Source organism: Tunturibacter empetritectus (genome assembly GCF_040358985.1).
Taxonomy (GTDB): Bacteria; Acidobacteriota; Terriglobia; order Terriglobales; family Acidobacteriaceae; genus Edaphobacter; species Edaphobacter empetritectus.
Map to the genome: position 1 here is coordinate 3179324 of NZ_CP132932.1, position 20775 is coordinate 3200098.

Annotated in this window: 21 protein-coding genes and 1 tRNA gene; 9 read left to right on the forward strand and 13 right to left on the reverse strand. The window is 58.7% G+C overall.

Going from position 1 to position 20775, the window contains the following annotated elements:
* The first annotated feature begins 24 nt into the window (after positions 1-24).
* The 7 genes from mtnP to RBB75_RS13235 all read left to right on the forward strand — a co-directional run bounded on the left by mtnP (position 25) and on the right by RBB75_RS13235 (position 7632).
* Positions 25-891 (forward strand): S-methyl-5'-thioadenosine phosphorylase, encoded by an 867-nt coding sequence (gene mtnP, locus RBB75_RS13205; protein WP_353068339.1) that lies wholly within the window; start codon positions 25-27, stop codon positions 889-891.
* Between the two features lie 82 nt (positions 892-973).
* Positions 974-1918: a PfkB family carbohydrate kinase gene (locus tag RBB75_RS13210; protein ID WP_179637223.1), complete on the forward strand. Its 945-nt coding sequence runs from the start codon at positions 974-976 to the stop codon at positions 1916-1918.
* Positions 1905-3611, forward strand: a complete 1707-nt coding sequence (locus tag RBB75_RS13215) for a glycosyltransferase family 39 protein (RefSeq protein ID WP_179638761.1) — start codon at positions 1905-1907, stop codon at positions 3609-3611. The genes RBB75_RS13210 and RBB75_RS13215 overlap by 14 nt, the downstream gene beginning before the upstream one ends.
* A 41-nt stretch (positions 3612-3652) precedes the next feature.
* Positions 3653-4456, forward strand: coding sequence for a diaminopimelate epimerase (dapF, locus tag RBB75_RS13220; protein ID WP_179637224.1), 804 nt, complete (start codon positions 3653-3655; stop codon positions 4454-4456).
* Positions 4453-5397, forward strand: coding sequence for a S66 peptidase family protein (locus RBB75_RS13225; RefSeq protein ID WP_353068340.1), 945 nt, complete (start codon positions 4453-4455; stop codon positions 5395-5397). Before dapF ends, RBB75_RS13225 begins: the two co-directional genes overlap by 4 nt.
* A 16-nt stretch (positions 5398-5413) precedes the next feature.
* Entirely contained in the window at positions 5414-6847 is a 1434-nt protein-coding gene (gene mpl, locus RBB75_RS13230) for a UDP-N-acetylmuramate:L-alanyl-gamma-D-glutamyl-meso-diaminopimelate ligase (RefSeq protein WP_179637225.1), read from the forward strand.
* A gap of 50 nt (positions 6848-6897) precedes the next feature.
* A complete protein-coding gene (locus RBB75_RS13235; RefSeq protein ID WP_179637226.1) occupies positions 6898-7632 on the forward strand; it encodes a lysophospholipid acyltransferase family protein in 735 nt (244 codons plus the stop codon).
* Here RBB75_RS13235 and RBB75_RS13240 read toward each other — a convergent pair.
* The 11 genes from RBB75_RS13240 to RBB75_RS13290 form a co-directional block, all read right to left on the reverse strand.
* Positions 7611-8294 (reverse strand): SPOR domain-containing protein, encoded by a 684-nt coding sequence (locus RBB75_RS13240; RefSeq protein ID WP_353068342.1) that lies wholly within the window; start codon positions 8292-8294, stop codon positions 7611-7613. The two genes, RBB75_RS13235 and RBB75_RS13240, sit on opposite strands and share 22 nt — an antisense overlap.
* 2 nt (positions 8295-8296) lie before the next feature.
* Positions 8297-9076 (reverse strand): slipin family protein, encoded by a 780-nt coding sequence (locus RBB75_RS13245; RefSeq protein WP_179637228.1) that lies wholly within the window; start codon positions 9074-9076, stop codon positions 8297-8299.
* A gap of 77 nt (positions 9077-9153) precedes the next feature.
* Positions 9154-9831 (reverse strand): outer membrane beta-barrel protein, encoded by a 678-nt coding sequence (locus RBB75_RS13250; protein WP_179637229.1) that lies wholly within the window; start codon positions 9829-9831, stop codon positions 9154-9156.
* Between the two features lie 95 nt (positions 9832-9926).
* Entirely contained in the window at positions 9927-11243 is a 1317-nt protein-coding gene (locus RBB75_RS13255) for an NfeD family protein (protein WP_353068343.1), read from the reverse strand.
* Positions 11240-12877: a tetratricopeptide repeat protein gene (locus RBB75_RS13260; RefSeq protein ID WP_179637231.1), complete on the reverse strand. Its 1638-nt coding sequence runs from the start codon at positions 12875-12877 to the stop codon at positions 11240-11242. The genes RBB75_RS13255 and RBB75_RS13260 overlap by 4 nt, the downstream gene beginning before the upstream one ends.
* Positions 12874-14466 (reverse strand): ArnT family glycosyltransferase, encoded by a 1593-nt coding sequence (locus RBB75_RS13265; RefSeq protein WP_179637232.1) that lies wholly within the window; start codon positions 14464-14466, stop codon positions 12874-12876. The genes RBB75_RS13260 and RBB75_RS13265 overlap by 4 nt, the downstream gene beginning before the upstream one ends.
* Positions 14467-14532: 66 nt before the next feature.
* On the reverse strand, positions 14533-14850 hold the full coding sequence (locus tag RBB75_RS13270; RefSeq protein ID WP_179637233.1) for a DUF3467 domain-containing protein: 318 nt from the start codon (positions 14848-14850) through the stop codon (positions 14533-14535).
* 36 nt (positions 14851-14886) lie between these two features.
* Positions 14887-14970 (reverse strand) — tRNA-Leu (locus RBB75_RS13275).
* Between the two features lie 116 nt (positions 14971-15086).
* Positions 15087-15263 (reverse strand): hypothetical protein, encoded by a 177-nt coding sequence (locus RBB75_RS13280; protein ID WP_179637234.1) that lies wholly within the window; start codon positions 15261-15263, stop codon positions 15087-15089.
* Positions 15260-15667, reverse strand: a complete 408-nt coding sequence (locus RBB75_RS13285; protein WP_179637235.1) for a DUF6677 family protein — start codon at positions 15665-15667, stop codon at positions 15260-15262. The genes RBB75_RS13280 and RBB75_RS13285 overlap by 4 nt, the downstream gene beginning before the upstream one ends.
* 350 nt (positions 15668-16017) lie before the next feature.
* The gene (locus RBB75_RS13290) at positions 16018-16698 is read right to left on the reverse strand and encodes a TetR/AcrR family transcriptional regulator (protein ID WP_179637236.1); all 681 of its coding nucleotides are present in this window, start codon (positions 16696-16698) and stop codon (positions 16018-16020) included.
* Positions 16699-16862: 164 nt separating this feature from the next.
* Between RBB75_RS13290 and RBB75_RS13295 the strand changes: the two genes are divergently transcribed.
* A complete protein-coding gene (locus RBB75_RS13295; protein ID WP_353068344.1) occupies positions 16863-17489 on the forward strand; it encodes an NAD(P)-dependent oxidoreductase in 627 nt (208 codons plus the stop codon).
* Positions 17490-17790: 301 nt separating this feature from the next.
* On the forward strand, positions 17791-18312 hold the full coding sequence (locus RBB75_RS13300) for a cupin domain-containing protein (protein WP_179637238.1): 522 nt from the start codon (positions 17791-17793) through the stop codon (positions 18310-18312).
* A 161-nt stretch (positions 18313-18473) separates the two neighbouring features.
* On the opposite strand, the gene RBB75_RS13305 is transcribed toward RBB75_RS13300, so the two are convergent.
* Positions 18474-19718, reverse strand: coding sequence for a M24 family metallopeptidase (locus tag RBB75_RS13305; RefSeq protein ID WP_353068345.1), 1245 nt, complete (start codon positions 19716-19718; stop codon positions 18474-18476).
* Between the two features lie 215 nt (positions 19719-19933).
* Positions 19934-20773: an FkbM family methyltransferase gene (locus RBB75_RS13310; RefSeq protein ID WP_179637240.1), complete on the reverse strand. Its 840-nt coding sequence runs from the start codon at positions 20771-20773 to the stop codon at positions 19934-19936.
* Positions 20774-20775 lie beyond the last annotated feature (2 nt).

The window sequence follows — 20775 nt, forward strand, 5'->3', positions numbered from 1 at the left end:
TCCACTAAAGGGAGTGACAGTATTTTGAAGAAGGCAGAGATCGGAATTATCGGGGGCAGCGGTCTGTATGCCATGCCTGGACTGACCAACGTGCGCGAGGAACGCGTGACAACTCCGTTCGGCGAGCCGTCCGATGCTTTTGTTCTGGGTGAACTCGAAGGCCGAAACGTCGCCTTTCTTGCTCGTCATGGACGCGGTCATCGCATTCTGCCGAGCGAGTTGAACTTCCGCGCCAACATCTTTGCGATGAAGATGCTTGGAGTCGATACGATTCTTTCGGTCTCGGCGGTGGGTTCGCTGAAAGAAGAACACAAGCCGACGGATTTTGTGATTCCGGATCAATTTATCGACCGCACCTTTGCCCGCGCTTCCACGTTTTTCGGCGAAGGGATTGTTGCTCATGTCGCCTTCGGCGATCCGATCTGCGCGCCTCTGGCCGAGGTGCTAAAGAAGGCTTGCGATACGGTTGGTGTCGTCGGCAAGCTTGGCGGAACATATGTCTGTATGGAGGGGCCGCAATTTTCGACTCGCGCGGAGTCGAATCTGTATCGAAGCTGGGGCGCTGATGTGATTGGGATGACGAACCTGCAGGAGGCGAAGCTGGCTCGCGAGGCCGAGCTTTGCTATGCGACCGTGGCGATGGTCACCGACTACGACTGCTGGCGCGAGGGCCACGACGACGTTACAGTGGATCAGATTGTTGCTGTCATGCATCAGAATGCGGACAACGCCTCAAAGGTAGTACGTGCGGCTGTTGCGGCGATGCCGGTGGATATGACAAAAGGCTGCGCGTGTGTCGATGCTTTGAAGTACGCCATTCTTACTGATCGTAAAGTGATTCCAGAAGAGACTAAGCAGAAGCTTTCTCTGCTGCTTAGTAGATATCTCTAAGGTAATAGTTTTGTGTGTCTCAAGATTTTGTAACTTGATTAGTTGCTAATATTAATTAGATCGTAGTGTGTAGAAGGAGTTTATGGCAATTCTCGTTGTAGGTTCGGTAGCGTTCGATAGCATTGAAACGCCCCATGGCGCGGTGAAGGATTGCCTGGGCGGCGCGGCAACACATTTTTCGCTTGCAGCCAGTTACTTTACATCGGTACGCGTTATTGGTGTCGTCGGGAAGGACTTTACTGCTGAGCATGAGGCGATCTTTACTCGCCGCGGCATCGACACGAAGGGTATCGAACGGTCGGAGGGACTCAGCTTTCACTGGACCGGTTCTTACTCGGGCAATATGGACGAGGCCAAGACTCTCGGTACAGACCTGAATGTCTTCGAGACGTTCGAGCCAAAGATTCCGGATGCATATAAGGACAGCGAGTATCTGTTTCTTGCGAATATAGATCCAGTGCTGCAGTCGCGCGTGCGAAGCCAGATGCCAAATGTCCGCATGGTTTGCGGCGATACGATGAACTACTGGATTGCCGATCACTCTGCGAATCTTGCGAAGGTGCTGCGCGAGCTGGATGTGTTGCTGATCAATGACGGCGAGGCGCGCATGCTGGCTGGGGAGCGCAACCTGGTTGTGGCCGCGGAGAAGGTGCTTGCCATGGGACCGAAGACGCTAGTGGTCAAGCATGGTGAGTATGGCGCCACCGCTTTCTTCAGCGATCGCTCGTTTTCTAGTGGTAGCAAGGCATTGCGTCCGTTTCGCGCGCCGGCGCTGCCGCTTGCGGAGGTAGTTGACCCCACGGGTGCGGGGGACTCGTTTGCTGGAGGTTTCTATGGATACCTCGCGTCGCAGCCTAAGTTGACGCCGGCAGTTCTTCGCACTGCGATGTTTTATGGTGGGGTGATGGGTTCGTTTGCCGTGGAGCGTTTTGGGACTGAGCGGCTGCAGAATGTGTCTCGTGAAGAGATCGATGAACGATTCAAACTCTTCCTGGAGATCTCGCACCTTGAACATGCGGGCGTCTAAGTCGTCCCGGAGTTCGCGGCTTAACAAGCCAGCGGCATCGGCCTTAGCGGGCCGAACTGCTGGTTCGGGTGTCGCGGAGTTCGATCCGGAAGAGGTGAGGCCGGCGACGCGGCAGGAGACCTTTCCGGTCGCGTTGGGTGCGGTGTTGCTGTCTTTTATCGCATTGCTTCTATCGTATTCGCGTGGATATCTCCTACTGTACGGTGATGCTGTTGCGCATCTTGGCATTGCTCGGCGCATCCTGGATTCGCGGAATCCGGGGCTCGTCCAGCTTGGCGGGGTTTGGTTGCCGTTGCCCCACCTGCTGATGCTTCCTTTTGTGCAAAAGGTGGAGTGGTGGCAGAACGGACTGGCTGGTGCGTGGCCTTCGTTGATCTGCTATATCGCCAGTGTTGCGGGTATCTATCGGCTGGCGCGCTGGATGATGATTCCGCGGTGGGCGCTGGCGGCGATGGCTCTTTATGCGCTCAACCCGAATCTGCTCTATCTTGCGACGACTGCGATGACGGAGCCGTTGTTCCTAATGCTTCTCATCTGGACGACGTTGCTTACTGTTGAATGCATCGCTGCGATTAAGGACTCGCGGGTGAGTGCGGTTAAGCGCCGTCTGGTGTTGCTTGCGGTCTTCCTTGTGGCGGCTGTGTTTACGCGCTACGACGGCTGGATTTTAGGCGCGGCAGCGTGGTGTGTAGTGACGTTCTCGCTGGCGCGCAGGCGTGAGGTGTGGCGTGAGGTCACTCTGGTTTTTGTTGTCTTCACGGTGTTGTTGATTGCAGGGCCGGTGAGCTGGCTGGCCTATAACCAGCACTTCTTTCATGATCCGCTGGACTTTCTGCGTGGGCCTTATTCTGCGGCAGCGATTGAAAGGAAGACGATGCCGCCTAACGGCCATCACCACCGTGGATGGCATAACCCTGCGTGGGCGCTGTTGTTTTATACGCGCACGGCACAGGTGGACGCGGCTTTTTGGGAGACGGGTTTTCTGCTGATGGCAGCGGCCGTGGGTGGGTTGATTCTGACGGTACGTCGCCGCCTCGCTCTGTCGTCGCTGTTGCTATGGATGCCGCTGCCGTTCTATATCTATTCGGTGGCTTATGGTTCGGTGCCGATCTTTATTCCGCAGCTCTGGCCGCACTCTTACTACAACTCGCGCTATGGAATGGAACTGCTGCCGGCGCTGGCGCTCTTTACGTTTGTGGCCGTGCAGTGGATGGAGCGGAGATGGAGCGAGACGCAGCCGCTTGCCAGGAGACTGATGCAGCCTGTGGTGCTTCTGTTGATTGCCTTGAATACGGTTGGGATGATGTACCGCACGCCGCTGGTGCTCAAAGAGGCGCTGGTGAATTCAACGACTCGGGTTGCATTTGAGACGGCGCTGGCTCGTCAGCTGGGGCAGTTTCCTTATGGCTCGACGATTTTGATGTACAACTCCGATCACATAGGGGCGCTGCAGGATGCTGGAATTCCTTTGCGGCAGACTGTCAATGAAGGAGATTACGACAGTTTTCAGGCTGCGCTGGCCGTGCCTGCTGAGCATGCGGGATACGTTGTCGCGATCGCCGGAGATCCGGTGGCGGCAGCCGTTGCAATGCATCCTCAAGGGCTTAACGAGTTGACGATTTTGTGCACAAGCGGCCAGCCCTGCGCGCGAATTTATAAGTCTGACCGATCCAGCATTGCGCTGCCGAAGTAGCCGGCCGACTTGCAACTAGCATTGAGGCACAATAGGAGCACATGATTTTCTTCGTCAAAGCGCATGCCTGCGGTAATGACTTTCTGATCATCGAGGAGCCGGTGGCACAGCGTCGCCACGCTGAGCTTGCTCGCAAGTTGTGTGCGCGGAACACCGGTGTTGGTGCCGATGGTATTGAATTCCTTGATCGAAAGGCCAATGGCGAATATTTTCTGCGGCTCTTCAATGCTGATGGAAGCGAAGCGGAGCTTTCCGGCAATGGAACGCGCTGTGTGGCCGCCTGGCTGGCGAGCAGCGAGGGTAGGCCGGAGGTTGGGCTGGGCACTCATGGTGGCTTGCGTACTTGTCATGTGATTGAGTCGAACGATCCGCTTTATCTGATCGAGAGCGAGATGGGCGTTCCACGTGTAATGCAGCGCACGATTGTGCTGCCAAGAGTTGGTGAGGTGCCGGGCGCAATGGTGAATGTCGGCAACCCTCATTTTGTTCTCTTTGTGGATAGCGACGATTTCAGCGCACATGGCCTGAGCTGGCAGGAGCTTGGAGCGCAGATTAGCGTGAGTCCGCTGTTTCCGCATAGCACCAACGTTGAGTTTGTTCGGGTTCTTTCGCAGACCGAGATTGCGTTTCGTATCTTTGAGAGAGGGTGCGGGCCTACGACCTCTTCGGGTACGGGGACGTGTGCCTCTTCGGCTGCGGCGATGGTGCTTCGCAGGGTGGAACGGGAGTTGACTGCGATTGCAGAGGGCGGGCCGCAGCGAACTGTGTGGCCGTCAAACGATGCGGTGATGCGATTGACGGGGCCGGCGGAGATTATCTGCCGCGGCGAGGTTGCGGCCCTGTGACGGCACCACTTTTCAAGCCTCGTGCGCTGCGTGCGGGCGCTACGCTTGCGGTCTTGTCGCCGGCGAGTACTCCCAAGCCGGAGTTGGTGGAGCGTGGCATGGCGCACCTGCAGCGGCTTGGGTACAAGGCCGTACTTAGTCCACATGCGCTAGACAGCGGGCCGCTGTACTACGCGGGCAAACTGGAAGATCGGCTGCGGGACCTTCATGCGGCGTTTGCGGATCCGGAGATCGATGGGATCATCTGCACGCGGGGCGGGTGGGGATCGACGGAGTTGCTGCCGCATCTTGATGCGAAGCTGATTCGAGCAAATCCAAAGCCGTTTATTGGGTACAGCGACCATACTTCGCTGCATTGCTGGCTTCACAATGAGGCGAATCTTGCGACGTTCTATGGGCCGATGGTGGCGGCGGATTTTTCGCGAGAGGATGGCGTGGACCTCGCGAGTTGGCAGCATAGTCTGACGGGCGATCCTGCATGGTCGCTTGGTGATACGGAGGGGCTTCGCGTCTTGCGTGGCGGGCAGGCCGAGGGCTTGGTCGTTGGCGGGTGTCTCTCCATCTTCGTGGAGGCGCTGGGTACGCCGTATGCTCCGCGTGTTGAGAGGGACAGCATTCTTTTTCTGGAGGACATCGGAACGAAGCCGTATCAGTGGGATCGGATGCTGCTTCATCTTCGCTATGCGGGGGTGCTTGAAAAGGTGACCGGGATCGTCTTTGGGGATATGGAGCAAAACGTTTCGCCGGACGAGCAGGACTATCTGGAGCGGGCGATTCTTCATGCGCTTCGTGAGTTTGATGGGCCAATCGCCGTCGGGCTGCGATGCGGGCATGTGAGCATGTATAACGTCACGCTGCCGCTGGGTGTTGCTGCCAGACTGGATCTTGCCGACGCGAGGAATCCGCGGATGCACCTTCTCGAAGCAGCGGTGAGCGGTTAGGCTGGAGTCTCGCGACATGCAAAATTCCAAGCACATTCATCTGATCGGCATCTGCGGCACGGCGATGGCTTCGCTGGCTGGGATGCTGCAACTGCAGGGGCACCGGGTGACGGGGTCCGATACAGCGGCCTATCCGCCGATGAGCGATCTGCTGGCATCACTCAAGATTCCGATTCACGAGCCATTTTCGGAGAGCAATCTGGAGCAGAGGCCGGACCTGGTGGTGGTTGGAAATGCGATCTCGCGGGGGAACGTCGAGCTGGAATATGTACTGGATACGCGGATCCCGTTTTGTTCGATGGCAGCGATTTTGCATGATGAGTTTTTGCCGGGGCGGGAGTCGCTGGTCGTTGCAGGAACGCATGGCAAGACGACGACCACGAGTATGCTGGCGTGGATCTATGAGGTTGCGTCGCGACAAAACCCTGCGCTGGCGCCGTCGTTTCTGATTGGCGGCGTTGCGGAGAACTTCGGGACGAGCTTTAAGGTTCGTTCGACGAGGCCGTTTTTGCTGGAGGGCGATGAGTACGACACCGCCTTCTTCGATAAGGGGCCGAAGTTTCTTCATTACTTCCCTGACGCGTTGATCTTGACCCACGTCGAGTTCGATCATGCGGATATCTATGCCGATCTGCCTGCGGTCAAAACTGCGTTCAAGCGACTGGTGAATCTTGTGCCGGGGCGGGGGCGGATTGTTGCGTTCGACGGCAGCGAGAACGTGAGTGAGTGTATCGAGAAGGCATTCTGCGCGGTGGAACGTTATGGCTTCGATCCTCTGTCGCACTGGCGTCTTGCGGATCTGCGGCATGAGGGGACGTTGACTCGCTGGACGGTAACGCGCGCGGGTGCTCCGTTTGCTGAGTTGAGCCTGCCGATGGCGGGGGCGCATAACGCGCTCAACGCTACGGCTGCTGCGGCGTTGGCTGCGGGGCAGGGAGTTCCAACTGAGGCGATCGTTGAGGCGCTGGCTACGTTCAAGAGTGTGAAGCGCAGGCTGGAGGTGCGATCAGTTGTGGGGGGTGTAACCGTGATCGACGACTTTGCGCATCATCCAACAGCGATTCGTGAGACGTTGCGGGCTCTACGGGAGTCGTACCCGAACCGACGACTGTGGGCGGTGCTGGAGCCGCGGTCGAATACGCTGCGGAGGAATGTCTTTGAGCTTGACCTTGTGGATAGTCTGGCGCTGGCAGACCGGGTTGTGCTGGCTTCGGTCTTCAAGTCTGAGAGCATTCCGGCGAGCGAGCGACTGCACCCTGAGCATGTGGTGAGTGCGTTGAATGCGCGCGGAGTTCCCGCAAGTCTGTTGGCGGATGCTGATGCGATTGTGAAAGCTGTGGTGCCGGAGTTGTGCGAGGGAGACGTGGTTGCGATTCTCTCGAATGGCGGATTCGGGAATATCTACGGGAAGCTCCCGGCGGCGATTGCAGGCCGAGCTTCAAGCAGGTAAGGCTGCGTCCGGTCGAGAGGTCATTTGCGGCTGTTATTCTTGAAGTTGGTATGCTCGCAACCCTGAAGCTCGTCTTTGTTTATCTTGCCCTCGGTCCAATCTCCGGGATCATCGGCATTCCTTACACACTGCTAGTCGGAGACGTCTCCAGGCTCTATCGCGTTGCAATGTGGATTACGAACGCGGGGGTGCGCGCTGCGGGAATTAAGATCGACATCAGCGGATTTGAAAATATTCCAGCCGGGCGCAGCTGTATCTTTATGAGCAATCATGTTTCGAACCTGGATCCGCCGGTGACGATTCCGCTACTGCCGGGGCGCAGCTCGGTGTTGCTGAAGCAGGAGCTGATGAATATTCCGATTCTGGGCAAGGCGATGCGGCTGGCGAAGTTTGTACCGGTTGAGAGGGGAAGCCGTCGCGATACTGCACAGGCTACGGTCGCCGCTGCGGGCGATGCGCTCCTGTCCGGGTTACATATTCTGGTATATCCGGAAGGAACACGCTCGCTGGATGGGCGGCTCTCTGCCTTCAAAAAGGGACCATTTTTTCTGGCGAAGGAGACGCAGGCTCCGATTGTCCCCATCGCTATCTCGGGGACGCAGACGATGATGCGGAAGGGAAGCAACGCCATCACGCCCGGAGTGGCGCGGGTTCTATTGCTTCAGGCGATCGAGCCGTCAGACTATGCGACACGTGAGGAGCTGATGCGGGCGGTCAGGAACGCGATTGCAGCGGCGCTGCCTCCTGAAATGCAGCCGGCGGACTACTTGACGATGGCGTTGTAACCGTCTGTCTGGAGCCGTTGCCGCATGACGTCGGCATCTTTCTTGGTGGAGAAGGGCCCGATCTGAACGTGGAGCAGCTTGTCTTGCGGCTCCTTGTGGATGGCCACACTGTAGCCGCGATGCTTCAAAGCATTGACGAGAACGTCGGCGTCCTCCTGGTGGGAGACGGCGGCTACCTGGACGACGGCTACTCCTTGTCCGGCGGGTGTGATGGGAATCACCATTGCGGGCTTTGCGGTTGGCTTGATTGCTGGTTCGGGGCGAAAGTCTGCCGCTACGGCCTTGACCCTGGTGAGTGCGGGAGCGGGTTGGCTTGCATCCGTAGGTTCTGTTGCAGAAGCGTCCGAAGGGTTGGCACTTTGACGTGCGTCCTCGGAGGCGGTAGCGGGCAAGGTGGATGCTGCGTGAGCTGCGAGGCTTCCAGGAGAGGGTTTTGAGGCACTGGACTCGGAGCTTGTGCTGGTGTTCTCCGCTCCGCTGACCACAGACGGGGCTGAACGCCTGCCCAGGGAGTAGCCGAAGCCGAAGAAGACCGCGCAGAGTAGAGCCAATGCGAAGAAGATGCCAAGGATCGTGGTGGTGCCAAGCGAGATCTCGCGATCCTGTCCGCGAGAGTCGCGAAGATCCTGCAAGTCGTCGTCGGTTTGGTAGCGGCTGTTCACGGTCAGACCTTCTTCTCCAACGCCGTGTCGGGCGTGAATGTCTTATTGAACAGGTTCATCAGCTCCATTGGAAGGGGAAATACGATGGTGGTATTTTTCTCGACACCTATCTCGGTGAGGGTCTGGAGGTAGCGCAGCTGGAGGGTCATGGGTTGGGTGGCCATGAGCTGGGCGGCTTCGACGAGCTTGGCTGCGGCATTAAACTCACCTTCGGCGTGGATGATCTTCGCCCTTCGTTCGCGCTCGGCCTCGGCTTGCTTGGCCATGGCACGGAGCATGGATTCGGGCATGTCGACCTGCTTGACTTCGACGGAGACGACTTTGACGCCGAAGGGGGCGGTATGGCCGTCGATGATGGTCTGGATGCGGATGTTGAGGGCTTCGCGGTGGGCGAGGAGGCCGTCGAGGTCGACCTCGCCGAGAACTGAGCGCAGGGTGGTCTGGGCGAACTGCGAGGTTTGGTAGATGTAGTTGGCGACTTCGATGACGGCTTTGGTGGGGTCGACGACGCGGAGGGTGATGACGGCGTTGACCTTCAGGGTGACGTTGTCGCGGGTGATGACGTCCTGAGGGGGGACCTCCATCGCCTCCTGGCGGAGACTGACGCGGACGATCTGGTCGAGGGGGCGGAAGATCCAGATGAGGCCTGGTCCTGCTGCGGCCTGCTTGACCCGGCCAAGACGGAAGATGACGCCTCGCTCGTACTCTTTGAGGATGTTGAGGGAGTTGACGAGGTAGAGAACTACGATGACGATGGCAAAGAGCAGCGGGAGAGACATCATGGGTAAGACCTCTGTCGGCCAGATTGCAGCCGCCGCTGCGATTGTAAAGCAGGCGCAGCGGCAGCCGGCATTACTGGCTAGAAGCGAAAGAAAAAGCCGAAGCCGGGTTGAAGTTCGGTGGTGCGCTTCTGAATGGTGAGGTAGTTGGTCTCGAAGTCTGGTGCTTTGAAGAACGTCTGGCGGAACTCAGCGCGTGCACCGAAGTGTTTGTTGAGCATGTAGTCGCCACCGACGTTGTAGTAGTAGGTGGCGCGCGCCTGGGGTGAGAGGCCTTCGCCGCCGCCGGGCGTTGGACGGAACGCGGTTGTCCCGGCGCCGCCGCCGGCGAAGGGTGCGACTCCGTGAAACTCGCGGCGGAAGTGAGCGACGTAACCGAACGTGTACTCCGAGGCGTTTTGCTGAACGCCTCCAGTAGGTGTGGCTCCGAAGGGTGTGAAGGTCTGCGTGTAGCGGGCGTATGCGTAGTTGAACTCGAATCCGAGGTATGGGGACTTGGTGTAGCGGATGGTTACGAGTGGACCTACGGTGTTGCCGGGATGAAGATTGACTGCGGTGGGCACGGTGTTGATGGCTACGGTGCCGTTGGAGTCTCTGTTGAGGATGGCGGAGGCGACCACGCCGATGTCGAGGCGGGAGAGCTGACGGTCCAGGCCCGTTTGCGGGGTGGCCTGTGCTTTGGCGATTGATCCAGCCGCGGAGAGCAGCAGGCAAAGTACAACGTTCCGAACCCAGATCGGGCGAGACACATTCAACATCAAGAAAAGACTCCCTTATTCAAAAACTACTGTTCTTTCAGTCTACTCTGGCGCGGCATTTGATGGGGGCTGCCTGATGGGGCTTCGAAGGCCGGTCAAACGGGCTTATTGGCGGGTTCGACGACCAGAGTGAGGCCGTCGAACCCGCGCACAGAGACCAGAGAGCCTACGGAAAGCGAATCCTGGCCCTGGAGAGAGGCCTGCCAGAGCTCGCCGCGTATCTCCACCTGGCCGGTGGGGCAGAGTGGGGTGCGGACGACAGCGGTGCCGCCGATCATGGCCTGCGGGCCGGTGAGGACCTTGCCGCGGCGGGCACGTAGCGCGATCCAGGCGAGGCCGAAGGAGATGGTGCCAAAGCCGAGGCCTGCGCCCAGGGCGGTCGCGAGATGGACGCGGAGCTCGGGGATGGGGCCGTCGACCAGAGTGGCGAGGCCGAAGATGAGTGCGGCGATGCCGACGGCTGCCAATACGCCGTGACTGCTGAACTTGGCCTCGAGGACCATCATCACCAAAGCTGCGAGGAGAAGAACGATGGCTGTGTGGCGGATGGGGAGAAGGTTCAGCCCGAAGAGACCGAGGAGCACGAAGAGCGTGCCGATGGAGCCCGGGACGACGGTGCCGGGAACGTTGAACTCGAGGTAGATGAGGAGGGCACCGAGAATGAGCAGGAGCACGGCGACGTCAGGGTTGGTGAGTTTGCTGAGCAGGCGCTCGCGCTGGGAGGGGGCGGTGGTGATGATCTGCGCTCCCTGGAGATGAAGGGTCTGGGTGGTGCCGTCGAAGCGGTGGATCGCGCGGCCGTCGAGGGCTTTGAGCAGGGAGGCGTCGTCGGCGGAGACCAAGTCGATGAGCTTCAGATTGAGAGCTTCTTCGTCGCTGTAGGACTTTGAGTTGCGAACGGCGTCCTCGGCGGCAGCGACGTTACGGCCGCGGCGAGAGGTATAGGAGCGGAGGAAGGCCGCGGCATCGTTCTCAATTTTTTCTTTGAGAATGGGATCCAGCTGGCGGCCTTCGACGATAGGGTGAGCCGCACCTGCGTTGGTCCCGGGGGCCATTACGGCGATGTCAGCTGATTCGAGGAGGAAGAAGCCGGCCGAACCTGCTCTGCTGCCCGTTGGTGAGATGAAGATGATGACCGGGACGGGTGAGTTTTCGATAGCTTGCACCATCACACGGGTGGACTCGAGCAGGCCGCCGGGGGTGCCGAGCGAGATCAGGACTGCTTCGGCGTGTTGGCTGGCCGCCTCGCGAAGGCCGCGCTGGAGGTAGTCCGCGGTGATGGGCTGGATGGTGTCGTGGATAGTGAGTTTGACGACGGTACCGGAGGCGGCGGGAGCGGCGAAGATTAATGTGGGCCGTGCGCAGAGGGTCGCCATCAGGAGGAGGAGGGCGACTCTGGCGTAGGAAGTCATGGCAGGCTCTGTCCACGTGCCTGCAGGGCCTGACGCATGCCTTGCGCTGCAGAGTTCTTCGGGTCCAGTTGTAGCGCCTTGCTCACGTTGCTTGCTGACGCTGACGCGTCACTGGTCTGGAGATCGAGACGGGCGAGAACGAGATAGGCCGTGACGTTTGGGCGCAGCATAATGGAACTCTGAGCCTCGGTGCGGGCATCGGCTGCATTGCCGCTTCGCTCCCGTACCTGCGCGAGGCCTGCGTGAGCCTCTGCACTGGAAGCGTCTGCTGCAATCGCGGTCTGGAACTCCTGCTCGGCTTCGGGAACCAGGCCTTGCGAGAGATACTCGTGGCCTTGGCGGGTGTATTCTGCGGCCTGTTCCGCTGGAGGCAGGGTGGCGAGGCGCATGGCACGCATCTGGTCGAGCTGAAAGGCAGCCTGTCGGAAGGAGGCCTCTGAGTAAGTACGGCGAATGCGCTCGAGGGGATCGAAGTCGCTCGTTGATGCTGCAGGGTCTGTCGCCGCTGGGGTGGCGGTTGGAGGTTTCCGGCCTTCGCTGATGCTGGTCTTGAGTTGTGCTGCTTCGGAGTCGGCTGGGCGGAGCTTGAGGGTCGAGTTGACTTCGCGGGTGGCTCCTGCGAAGTCTCCCTGGCGAAAGAAGGCGACGGCGAGATTGTAGTGATAGTCGGGATCATTGGGATCGGCCGTTGAGGCGCGCTGAAAGAGCGGAACGGCGTTATGGCCTTGGCGGCTGGAGGCGACGGCCTGGTTGTTGACGACTTCCGGAAGCGGTAGCCGGCTGGCGACGAAGGAGAAGGCTGATTCGGCCTCGGCGTACTTGGCAGTGTTGAAGCGGGAGAGGCCAATATAGAACCCTGCTTCGAGAGCGCGCCGATCGGTTTGGGGGATTTTGGCGAAGGTCGCCGCGGCCTGGTCGTACTCCCGCTCGTTGTACTGGGCTTTGCCGAGGGCGAGAAGGGCGGCGGGATAGTCGGGATTGGTCGCGATGGCTGCCTGGAGTCGCTTGATTCTCTCCTGCGAGGTTGGCGCGTCGGTGCCGCGGATGTAGTTCTCAAAGGCGCTTAGCTGGACTCCGCCTGAGGCTGCAAGGAAGGTCTGCTGGGCGATATTGAAGTGAGGATCGATCTGTCTCGCGACCTTCCACGCAACGGCGTTTTCGACGTCGAAGAGACGGTTGAGTTCGCTCGAATCCTGCAAGGGCGCGGAGAGTCGGAGATTTTTGACCTCGAGGACCTGCGCCTGCACTGCGATGCGGCCATTGATGACGTTGAAGCTGCCTACGATGACGAAGTCGGCGTCGAGATTCTGTGCGATGCGAATGGTGGTGGCCCGAGACGGCCTGAAGTCGATGGGCAGGCCGAGATGGTCGAGCGCGTACTGGCGATCTTCGCGGGTCAGGGTGAGGAAGCCGGCAGAGGAGAGGCGCTGGTTCAACGTGTCGGGAAACGAATCACCGACCCAGGCCAGGGCTGGCTGTCCGGAGCGATTGTCGAAGGGAAGAACAAGGATGACGCGGCCACCGGTGTCGGCTGTCTCAGCGGATTGGGAGACTCCGGCGATGCTGCAGAGCAGAAGCAGCGAGAGGAGCCATGGCCGTTGAAGGATCGAGCGAACTTGAAGGCGCTTCGTCACAGATATGAGTATAGAGGGTCAGGGTTTTCCAGCGGGTGGAAGGATGCTTCGACGATACGGGGGAAGTGGAGCACGGCGGCCCATTCGCCTTTACGATGCGCCTGCCAGACGACTTCGCCGTGGAGGATCGTTGCGATTTCGGAGGGGGAGAGGTCGCGGTGGAAGTCGAAGTACTTCGTGTCTACGGACTCGTGCTGCCGACTGAGATCGACGCGGTTGGCCGGCGGTGCCCACTTGGTCGAGAAGACGAGCGCTACGTCGTAACTCCCCGGATCGGCGGCTGCTTTTTCGATCTGCTCCAGCGAAAAGTTCAGGATCGGCGCCGTCTTGACGGGATGATTGGTGTAGCCAAGCTCAGGACGGTTGAGCTCTGAGGTTGCTGGCCACGCGGTGAGGACTGTGGCTTGAGGGTAGGTGAGGTCGATGAAGCGGACCGCCTGCTGATGGAGAACGACGAAGTCGCGATAGGTGAGGTTGTCTTCGGGGGCGAAGGCGTAGGGCGGGTTGATCCAGATACCTGCGAGGAATGCTATTGCGCTCAGGGCGGCGAGGAGGAGCCATCGCTCGGAAAGACGGCGGCGCCAGGTGTTGACGCCGACCAGCAGGATCAGCGGATACATCGGCAGCAGATAGCGTGTGAGGAGAGCGCCGCCAAGGATGGAGAAGGCGATCCAGTTAGCAAGAAGAACTACGCCGATGGCTTTGAGGGCTGGGCGGGAGATGGGGAGTCGCTTATTAGTTGCGGCGATGGGGAGAAACATTGCGGCGATCATGCACACGACAGGCACGAACATGTTCATGTGGGCGAAGAGGTGGAGGAGACGATGCCAGAGACAGAGCGCGATGCGATAGGCGTCGAGGTTTGCGGTGGCGTTGTAGCGGAGAAACTCCGGATTGCCGAAGACGAAGCCGGTGCGGTGGTAGTGGAACGCATACCAGGCAGCGAGTGGCAAGATGGGGGCGAGGAGTGCGGCCATCCAAGAGAGGTGGAGTCTGCGTGATTGAGGAGCGCGGCGATTCTGGAGGAGAAGGGCTATCTCCCAAAGAGCAAGCGCTATGGGCGTGACGATGGACGTTTCTTTCGACAGCGCGGCGAGAGAGAACATGAGCGCAGAGTAGATCGGATTCAGGACGAGACTTGATCCCGTGTCTGCGGAGTCGTGGTTGAAGTAGAAGGCCAAGCCCCAGAGGGTGAGGGCTGCGGCGAAGATGTCAGCGTGAGCGAGCGTGCTCTGTGCGAACCAGACGGGATAGATCGCGGTGAGTACGACCGTGACTGCAGCGACTGCGGAGGTCGTCAGCGTTCTGGTTAGTTTGAAGACGCCAAGCAGAGCGGCTGCGGCGACCATTGCCACCAGCGTGCGCGTGCCGCTGACGACATATCCGGAGAGGTGCCACCAGGCGGCGAGGAGGATCGAAGGCAGCGGCGGGTGCGCGTTGGTGACGGTGCTTTGCGGGATGAGGGTGCCGGTGCGGAAGAAGTCCCACGCGGCGGGAATGTAGTAGCCTCCTTCGTCCCAGAAATAGGGAAGCCGAAGGAGGCGAAAGTGTGAGAGATAGACGGCAACGAAGAAGAGCGGATAGAGCATCCAGAGAGGGATATTCTCGAAAGCTTGCTGCCCATCTTTGTCGGTGCTGCGTTGGGGTCGCACGCTTTAGTTGACGGGACCTTCGGGCTGGGGGAGTTGCTCAAGCGTGATGAAGCCGAAGGTCTGCTCGTATTGACCAAGATTGTGTCCGAGCACGTTCCAGAGAGCCTTTGCCTGCTGCGGGCTGAGATAGATGCCCTGAAAGTTTTTCACGTTCAGCTCGTCGGGGTTGTCCTGGCTCATGGTGCCGAAGACGAGGAAGAAGTCCCATACGCTCATGCGGACCTGTACGCTGTTGGCATAGCCGTCGCGATAGTCTTGGGTACTGGTGAGCTTGAGCTGAGGCTGTTTGTCCTGGGGCTGATTGGGGTTTTGCTGGCTCATCGAATCTCTTTCGGGGTTGGGTTGCTTTTTAGATATTGGTGCGGGAGAAGGGACTCGAACCCCCACGGATTTCTCCGCTTGGACCTAAACCAAGTGCGTCTGCCATTTCGCCACTCCCGCATTCTTCGTGGGCGACACCGTGTGGTGTGCGAAGAACTTGAGTGCCACAATCAGCCTATGGCAAAGGGATGTTGATTGCAACGTTGCCAGCGGGAAAAGAGGCGATCAGTGCCCGCTCAATGTTTGATCATCCACATGATCCAGCTGGCCGCGATGGTGCCGCCGACGAAGAGGACAAAGCAGAAGGCGCCGAAGCGGATCATGGTGCGAGGTTCGGAGCGCTGCGTTATGCCGAAGACGATGGAGGTGAAGAGAGCGAAGAGCAGGACTGCTCCGAAGTGCGAGATGGTCATGAGCGCTTCCTCCCGGTGGCCAGCGAGTGCGCGTCGACGGCGGAGATGATGTTGAGAAGGCCGGCCACGACCATAAACTTGGTTCCGTAGTCGGCGGTGGCTACCTGCACCGTCACCTGGCCGAGATCGAAGATGCGTGCAAGAACGTAGAGAAGGCCATTGCCGAGGTCGCCGGCGAAGTTGAGGATGTCCAGCAGATCGCCGGTGTTGGGCGAGTAGATCTTGCCCTTGAGAGCGAGGCCGATGATGAACATCGCGACGATGGAGACCATCAGGAGGCCGCCGCGAATCCATTTACGCTGCAGAAAATGACCTGCGCCGGGGATGAGCCATCCAGCGATAAGAGCCATCGCCGGAAATGAGGTGGATTGCGCGCGCGCTTGTGCCGAAACGTTAGTAGCCATTGCTACTTTGATGATAACAGGGCGCTGCAACACTGGATGGAAGCTGTAGCCAACTTCGAGAAGACGAGGTCTAGGAAGTTGCACGCGAAGTTGCCGAAGGCCGGCCTTTGCAGGCACTGTCCGATACGCCGGTTTTGCATCCACATGAAATGGAGCGGATCGGTAAACACACGCCGACTTAGCATTATCAATTGAATACCAAGGCGCCTAAGCGATCAAGGCCAATGTATCTTGCATGCACAGGCTTTGATTGCGTTTCATCTTCGACGACCGGTCTCAATACTTCATAGTGTTCAGATCTTCGCACTCGTCATGGTTACCTCCAACGACTTCCAAGTAGACAGAAGCTGTTATTGCTTTGAGGCACTGGATCGGCCGGATCGTTTAGGGATTGCGCTCTTCGGCAATCGCGGAACAGCCTGTACGCCCGCCCAAAGCGTTGCGATCGTTTGCTCGACCAAGAGAGTCTGGTCAGTCAAGCCGGGCACAACACCTTGGATGACCATGAGCGTGGCGAGGCCGAGAATCGTGTACCACCAGGTGTGGGCTACCACTATGTCATCCCTGCTTGGCAATCCTTCATCCTTGGCAGCATCGAAAAAGAGCTGCACGAAACGTTCGAACAACGGCGTGCCAATCTCGTTGATGTATTCTCCAGCGCGGATGCCGTTGCGGTTCTCAGGCCCGAAGAAGACGTTGCGGAACTGCTGGGGATGGGCAGTGCAGAATTGAATCAAGCCGCGTGACGTCGCAAAAAGACGCTCTTTCGGTGCAGGATGTTTAGCGGCAATCGCGTCGAAGTTCTGAATCAGCAGCCCGATCGTCTCGTTGCTCAACTCGGCAAGAATGTGCCATTTGTCCGGAAAATGCTGGTAAATCACGGCGTGTGTATAGCCGATCTCTTTAGCGATCGCACGAAGCGTCACGGCTTCGTAGCCGCGATCGGCAAACATTTTGCTTGCAGCAACGAGGATTTCGCTTCGCAGCCTTTCCTTGCGCTCTATCCGGCGACTTGGTGATGTGGATGTCACTTGAATAGCTTAGCCCGTTTGATGATTTTTGCGGCCGATTGTTGTTTTATAACCATTGGTTATAAAACCAATGAATAATTTGCAACCAATGGTTTGAATAGGCCTCTAATCGTCAGGTCGCTCATTTGGATGGGCGGCCAAATACGAGGTAGAAGGAAGATGCGATGAAAGTTCTGGTGATTGGTGCAGCGGGCAAGAGCGGAGAGGCGCTGGTAGATGAGGCGCTGGCGGCCGGACATAAGGTGACGGCTTTCGTGCGTGGTGCCACGCAGTACAAGAAGGCAAATGTCAGAGTTGTTGCGGGCGACGTGCTGGACGCGACTGCAGTCGACGCTGCGGTAGCCGGACAGGATGCGGTCATCGACGCGCTCGGCGGTAAGACGCCGTGGAAAGTGACGACGATGGAAACGAGCGCAGCACACAATATTGTGGACGCGATGCGGCGCAATGGCGTGCGGCGGCTGCTGAAGATCTCGGTGGTGGGTGCGGGCGAGAGCGTCAAGAACGCCGGCTTCTTTAACGAGCACCTGCTCATGCGGACGTTTCTGCGGGGTCTGCTGGTAGACAAGGCGGGCATGGAGGCCGAGATCGAAGGCAGCAACTTGGACTGGACGCTCGTGCGGCCGCCGATGTTGACCGACGGCGAGAAGACAGGCATTGCCAGGGTGCTGAGCACGGAGAGCGGCGAGAAGGCACACAAGATCGGGCGGGCCGATCTGGCAGCCTTCATGGTGCAGCAACTGGAAAGCGGCCGGTATGTGCGTCAGGCAGTGACAGTGACGACCACATAGCAAAGCCTCCACGAGAATCAATCACCTCTCTCATCGAGGCGATCCGATCGGCTGTGTAAAGGCCTTATAGCGATTCATGCGACAGATAACTGTGGAAGCCCACGGGACTCGAGCAAATCTCCTGGAGGTGTTTAGGGAGGCACAAATATTATGGCCGTTTTTCCCAAGAAAAACGGCACTCCGCAGAATCTCCCCCTCCAAAGTGACAGGAGATTTGCTCTAGCGGAGTGCTAACTGCGCAACTCACAAGCTCTGGCGTTCGCATCAGAGCATCACCTTCGGTCTAAGAAAGGATCGTTTTATGTCAAGCTTCCCCACTCCGCTTGAAGAAGTCATTCATCACAACGTTATTAAGAACAACAAAACAGGCGGCCCGGCGCTTGATGTCGGGCAAATGAAGTTGCTCTGGAGGGCCTTGGGAGAGAACACAGGCTACACGTTCTCTATCTTCGAGAGCACGCTCGCGCCGGGCATGGGTATTCCACTTCACAGACACCCCTTTCCAGAGTTTTTCTATGTCCTGGAAGGCAATCTGTCGATCGGGTATTGGAACAACCAGGGTGTCACTGAGTGGGACGTGTGTAAAGCCGGGGAGAGTCTGATGGTGCAGCCCAATGCGCCTCATACATTCTTCAATAAGAGTGAACATCCGTGCCGCATGCTGAGTGTGTCAACGTATCACCACGAGCGGATGATGAAGGATGCTGTGCATCCGGAGGGCAGGACAGATTTTCTGCCTGCTCATCTCACTCAGGCCGATCTTCATAAATTGACGAAGTCGATGGAGAAGAATCAGACATTCCTTGTCGCAGACCATGCTTAGTATTGGGTCGCATACGCGCCTTCGTCTTTTCGCGAACGAGGCGAGATGAGTCCTACAAACGCGTCTCTCATCACCTGGTCGAATAGTCGGCAAGTCTGAGAAGTGACTCATGTAGCTGGCGAAAAACGGGGCTGTCGAAAACTACTCAGGTGAAGTGGAGGTCAGACCCGGACAAGCTCGGTCTGGATGCGGCCGGTGACCTCAGCCTTGCCTTTGCGCGCGATCATGTCCACCTCACTGCGAATGCCGAATGCGTTCGGATCGCTGGCGGGGCCAGGGAAGTAGAGGCCGGGTTCGACGGAGAAGCAGGTGTTGGGGAGGATGAGGCGCTCGTCGTGGGTTTCAAGGTTGTCGAGGTGAGCGCCGTTGCCGTGGAGGACGGTGCCGATGTTATGGCCGGTGCGGTGCGTGAACCACTCGCCGAAGCCAGCTGCGCGGATGACGTTGCGGGAGGCGTCGTCGGCCTGCCAGCCAGCGATGGGCTGGTTGGCGGCGAAGGCGTCCTGCACGACTTTGATGGAGGCGTCGCGGGCGTCGCGGACGGTGTTGAAGACGAGGTGCTCGCGTTCGGTGGGCTCACGGCCGACGACACCGGTCCAGGTGATGTCGTACCACACGGCGGTGGGGTCGTCTTTGAGCTTGGCCCAGATGTCGATGAGCACGAAGTCGCCTTTGCCAATGGGACGGGAGCTGGCGGCGGTGGGCTCGTAGTGGGAGTCGGCGGAGTTGGGTCCGGCGCTGACGTTGGGGCCGTGCTCCCAGTCGAGCGAGGCGCGCGCCATCGCCTGCTGCAGGTACTGGACCATCGTATGCTCGTCGGTTCCATCGGAGCGGCCGCCGCCGGAGCGTGCACGGGTGCCGATCTCATTCCACGCTGCGGCGAGGATCTCGTCGATGTGCCTCTGCGCAACGTAGTGGGTGGCGAGTTGTGCGTCGGTAAGGACAGCTTCGAAGTGGCTGACGAGATCGGCAGAGCTGACGATTTCCTTGTCCAGACTACGAAGGAGTTCAATGGTGCCGGCATCGACCATGGAGACGTACATGATGGCGTTGCGCGGCGAGTACTGCATGGCGAGCTTCGTCTGGCCCACGAGGAGGGCTTGGATCTGCGCTTCGAGCTCCTGCCAGGAGGAGTAGACGGACTTGGTGCCGGGCAGGGAGTCGAGCCGTCCGGCTTCGATGCGGTGGACGAGTTTTTTCGGTTCGCCCGCCGCTGGAATGAAATAGAACCAGCGGCGAGTGACGTGGGCGTTCGGATCGAGGCCGAGGATGCTGTAGGCGAGGGGGTCCCGGTGATGATGATCGTAGAAGAGCCAGCCGTCGATTTTATCTTCCAGGAGGGCTTGCTGGATGGCGGAGAGGTCGAATCTGGTCTGGCTCTGGGTCTCGCTGACGATATTCGGCATGGTACCTCCACCTCTGAGTGAAAAGTGTGCAAAGTCTTCAAACCAGAAGACATGAGTCTGGACTTACTGGTCAAGTCTACGCGGTTTAAATGCAAAGGCCCGGCGGATGGCCGGGCTTCCTTTGCAGATTATCAAGGTTGTCAGGCTTGTCACGGTTTGCTATGGAATGCGGCGAGTTCGCTAGTTGCAAAAGAATGCGGGCAAGACGCTGAGTTCTAGTCTTTGAGCGAACCGATTTTAGAGGCGTAGATATAGCCTGCGTTGCGCTGATCTGCGGGGTAGCCGGCATCGTCGAGCCACTTTACGCGGAAGCCCTTTTGCTGGAGGCGCTGGATAATTTCGGTTGGGTCTCCGACGGTGTTGTGCACCTCCATCGCGAGGTTGTCGACCTCGTCGAGCCATTGCACGGAGTCGCGAAAGATGGCGAACTCGGCGCCTTCGATGTCCATCTTAAGGAAGTCGACGTGTTGAATGCCGTAGGTTTTCATCAGTTCTTCTACTGTGATTGCGAGGCTGGCATCAAAGTCATAGGGGTCGCACATGGCGAGGAGTGCGGCGGAGTCGTGACGGAGGGACTCTCCGCAGAGGACGCCTTGATGAATCGTCAGCCCCGGTACTGTGTCCAGCTTGGTGCGAAAGGTGTTGTCCGGGTAGGTGAGGGGATCGATGCCGACGACCTTACCGCCGGGACCTGCCAACTGCTTCAAGAGGCTGGCGACGACGCCGGTGTTGCAACCAAGATCGAGGCATGTGTCGAAGTTGAGCTGTTTGAACTCCCGAAAATAAATTCGGCGGACGAAAAACTCTCGCAGGAAGGCGTAGCCATTGCCTCCCGTAGTGTTGATTGCGTTTACATCAATGTCGAGGTCTCGGCCGAGCAGGTGAAAACGCAGGACGCCGTGCATGGCGTGGTCTGCGGAGTAGAATTTGCGCTCACGCAGGACGGTGGAAGCATTCTGAAGGACAGCGCCATACCAGCGCAGCGCCTGGGACTTTGGCATGGTGTGCCAGGTTTGAATTACGTCGTCGGCGAGGCGTCGGAGTTGTTGGGCCATGT

Coding starts and splice junctions, on each gene's coding strand:
- RBB75_RS13265 (WP_179637232.1), bottom strand. CDS start 14,466: ATGCTCTATCCGCTCTTCTTCGTTGCCGTCTATCTCTCACACTTTCGC.
- mpl (WP_179637225.1), top strand. CDS start 5,414: ATGCAAAATTCCAAGCACATTCATCTGATCGGCATCTGCGGCACGGCG.
- RBB75_RS13210 (WP_179637223.1), top strand. CDS start 974: ATGGCAATTCTCGTTGTAGGTTCGGTAGCGTTCGATAGCATTGAAACG.
- RBB75_RS13310 (WP_179637240.1), bottom strand. CDS start 20,773: ATGGCCCAACAACTCCGACGCCTCGCCGACGACGTAATTCAAACCTGG.
- RBB75_RS13280 (WP_179637234.1), bottom strand. CDS start 15,263: ATGACCATCTCGCACTTCGGAGCAGTCCTGCTCTTCGCTCTCTTCACC.
- RBB75_RS13285 (WP_179637235.1), bottom strand. CDS start 15,667: ATGGCTACTAACGTTTCGGCACAAGCGCGCGCGCAATCCACCTCATTT.
- RBB75_RS13245 (WP_179637228.1), bottom strand. CDS start 9,076: ATGATGTCTCTCCCGCTGCTCTTTGCCATCGTCATCGTAGTTCTCTAC.
- RBB75_RS13250 (WP_179637229.1), bottom strand. CDS start 9,831: ATGTTGAATGTGTCTCGCCCGATCTGGGTTCGGAACGTTGTACTTTGC.
- RBB75_RS13270 (WP_179637233.1), bottom strand. CDS start 14,850: ATGAGCCAGCAAAACCCCAATCAGCCCCAGGACAAACAGCCTCAGCTC.
- RBB75_RS13255 (WP_353068343.1), bottom strand. CDS start 11,243: ATGACTTCCTACGCCAGAGTCGCCCTCCTCCTCCTGATGGCGACCCTC.
- RBB75_RS13295 (WP_353068344.1), top strand. CDS start 16,863: ATGAAAGTTCTGGTGATTGGTGCAGCGGGCAAGAGCGGAGAGGCGCTG.
- RBB75_RS13305 (WP_353068345.1), bottom strand. CDS start 19,718: ATGCCGAATATCGTCAGCGAGACCCAGAGCCAGACCAGATTCGACCTC.
- RBB75_RS13235 (WP_179637226.1), top strand. CDS start 6,898: ATGCTCGCAACCCTGAAGCTCGTCTTTGTTTATCTTGCCCTCGGTCCA.
- RBB75_RS13300 (WP_179637238.1), top strand. CDS start 17,791: ATGTCAAGCTTCCCCACTCCGCTTGAAGAAGTCATTCATCACAACGTT.
- RBB75_RS13215 (WP_179638761.1), top strand. CDS start 1,905: ATGCGGGCGTCTAAGTCGTCCCGGAGTTCGCGGCTTAACAAGCCAGCG.
- dapF (WP_179637224.1), top strand. CDS start 3,653: ATGATTTTCTTCGTCAAAGCGCATGCCTGCGGTAATGACTTTCTGATC.